The sequence below is a fragment of the Francisella sp. 19X1-34 genome, assembly GCF_041102755.1.
GTDB lineage: Bacteria > Pseudomonadota > Gammaproteobacteria > Francisellales > Francisellaceae > Francisella.
In genome coordinates, this window is the sequence record NZ_JBGCTX010000127.1 from 1 (window position 1) to 2,437 (window position 2,437).

Below are 2,437 nucleotides of genomic sequence, written 5' to 3' on the forward strand. Positions count from 1 at the left end.
TACTGCCTTTCAACTTTTAAATAACAACGGTTTAGCTATTTTCAATCTAATTTATATTTTTTGTGCACAGAACCTATTTTATAAATATAGAGATTAAATAAGATAATGATAATAAAAAAATAAATTACTCTAGTTTCGTTGTAGTTTTAGTACTTGCTTCACTTGGGCAAGTTATTTCTGATATATACTTACCTTCGCTTCCATATATTACTAAGGATATGGATGTGAATATTAGGTTGGTACAGCTAAGCCTATTTAAATTTATGCTTGGGCTATCAGTTTCTCAGCTATTTTATGGACCAACTTCTAATGCTATAGAAAGAGAAAATTCCATATTACTTTTTATGATACACATAAATAAATCACCTAATAATTAATAATATAAGACACAAGGATAAATAAAATGAACAAATAAATCTCAAAACTAGTTTTAAAATTTTTTATCACAAAATTTATGGAGATTTACAATTATGTTTACAAATTCAATTCAATGCTTAGACCTTTGTTATACTATAGCTAACACCCCTATTAGTTTTAAAGATGTTTCTCTAACTTTTAATTCTAAGAAGTATGGAATAGTTGGTGATAATGGCGTAGGAAAATCTACATTGTTAAAATTATTAGCAAAATTAACTTCTGCTGATTCAGGTAAGGTTATAGCTAGTGGTGAGACAATATATATTCCACAAATATTAGATAGTAGTTTAACTATAGCTGAAACGCTTAATGTGTCTAAAATACTAGATGCTATTGATAGAATAAATCAAGGAAGTATAGCTGAAGATGATTTTACTTTAGCTGAAAATAATTGGGATATTAAGCCAAATTTAGAGCAAAAACTCAAAGAGATTATTGGGATTAACATTGACTTAAACCAGAAAATTAGCAACTTTAGTGGTGGACAAAGAACAAAAATATTATTAGCTAAAATAATGCTTTCAAAAGCTAATATACTTTTGCTTGATGAACCTACAAATAATCTTGATCAAAATTCAAAAGATAAGTTTATCGAATGATTAGAAAAAACAGATAAATGCATTATTATTGTTACCCATGATAGAGCTCTTCTAAACAATGTGGATGGAATTGTTGAGATAGAAAATAATAGGTTTAGCTATTACGGTGGTAATTATAATTGTTATGAATCACAAAAACTTCAGGAGCAAAAATCTCTTGAGCACGAAATAGCTGTAGCTGAAACAACAATAAAACAGGTGAAAACTAGTATTCAACAAACAAAAGAAAAGCATGATCAAAGAGCTAGTAGAGGCAAGAAGTTAAGAAAAACAAACTCGATAGATAAGCTAACCGCTAATAGTAAAAAAGGTAGAAGTGAAAGATCAAAATCAAGAAATATTACTCTAGCAATCAAGATGGAGACAACCGCTCAAAATCAACTATCTAAAGCAAAAGAGAAACTAGTAATTGAAGACCCAGTATCAATTGATCTACCAGATACATATGTCCCAAATGGTAAGACTGTAATTGATATTAAAGATTTATGTTTTGGTTATAATAAAGATAATATAATTCTAGATGATTTTAGTATGAGTATAGTTGGTGCACAAAGAATTGCACTAATTGAGAATAATGGTGCTGGGAAAACGACTTTACTTAGATTGATTAATAATGAGCTATCACCCATATCAGGAGAAATAAATATAAATGTAGATCATATTGGTTATTTAGATCAACATTCTAGTAACCTAGATAATAATCTATCTTTACTAGAAAACTTATTACAATCAAAACCCACTCTAACACACCAAGAAGCACATTCTATCTTGGCTAGATATAAGTTTCGCCGCGAGATTGTAAATAAAAAAGTCAGTCAGCTAAGTGGCGGGGAAAAAATTAGAGCTAATCTTGCTATCAACTTAACCTCACAAAATAGCCCTCAATTACTACTTTTAGATGAGCCAACTAATCATCTTGATTTAAAAAGTATTAAGCTACTAAAACAAGCTTTAAATCAGTATAAAGGAGCTTTAATAATAATTTCTCATGATAGTATATTTTTAGAAAATATAGGAATAAATCAAGAGATTAAATTTTAAGATATACTTAATTTGAGATTGTCTCGTCATTCGATGGGTCTGTTACAGAATACATTTGTACTAACCATATAAACTCGATATTCTAATACTCTTTTATCTGTTTAGAAATAAATTTATATCATTAAATACTTCATATGGGAAGTAGCCATAACATGGTGCTCCACAAGGATAAATCTTGGTAGTTGTATTTGAGAAGCATGCTGATAATTCAAGACCCTGCTCATAATGATGCTCTGGATCTTCTACTCCTATAATATTTAGGAATTCAATATTAGAGAATTTTTTGATGTTATTAGTATAGTCAATTAGGTTCTGTGCACAAAAAATATAAATTAGATTGAAAATAGCTAAACCGTTGTTATTTAAAAGTTGAAAGGCAG

4 protein-coding genes are annotated in these 2,437 nt (G+C 28.7%); 3 read left to right on the forward strand and 1 reads right to left on the reverse strand.

Annotated features, from left to right (window positions below; translation table 11 throughout):
* Nucleotides 1-218: 218 nt before the first annotated feature.
* From AB8E56_RS11545 to AB8E56_RS11555, 3 genes are all read left to right on the forward strand, one after another.
* Nucleotides 219-377 carry a hypothetical protein gene (locus AB8E56_RS11545; protein ID WP_329481266.1) on the forward strand — a complete coding sequence of 53 codons (159 nt, stop codon included), beginning with the start codon at nucleotides 219-221 and terminating at the stop codon, nucleotides 375-377.
* Between the two features lie 93 nt (nucleotides 378-470).
* Complete coding sequence (locus AB8E56_RS11550; RefSeq protein ID WP_329481268.1) at nucleotides 471-1,016, forward strand: ATP-binding cassette domain-containing protein; 546 nt, start codon at nucleotides 471-473, stop codon at nucleotides 1,014-1,016.
* A gap of 60 nt (nucleotides 1,017-1,076) precedes the next feature.
* Complete coding sequence (locus AB8E56_RS11555; RefSeq protein WP_329481270.1) at nucleotides 1,077-2,057, forward strand: ATP-binding cassette domain-containing protein; 981 nt, start codon at nucleotides 1,077-1,079, stop codon at nucleotides 2,055-2,057.
* A 93-nt stretch (nucleotides 2,058-2,150) separates the two neighbouring features.
* Here the strand turns inward: AB8E56_RS11555 and AB8E56_RS11560 are convergent.
* The coding region (locus tag AB8E56_RS11560; protein ID WP_329481271.1) for a hypothetical protein at nucleotides 2,151-2,437 on the reverse strand (287 nt) is incomplete at its 5' end.

Excerpts from the sequence above, each read along its gene's own strand:
- AB8E56_RS11545 (WP_329481266.1), top strand. The coding sequence starts at position 219 with ATGGATGTGAATATTAGGTTGGTACAGCTAAGCCTATTTAAATTTATG.
- AB8E56_RS11550 (WP_329481268.1), top strand. The coding sequence starts at position 471 with ATGTTTACAAATTCAATTCAATGCTTAGACCTTTGTTATACTATAGCT.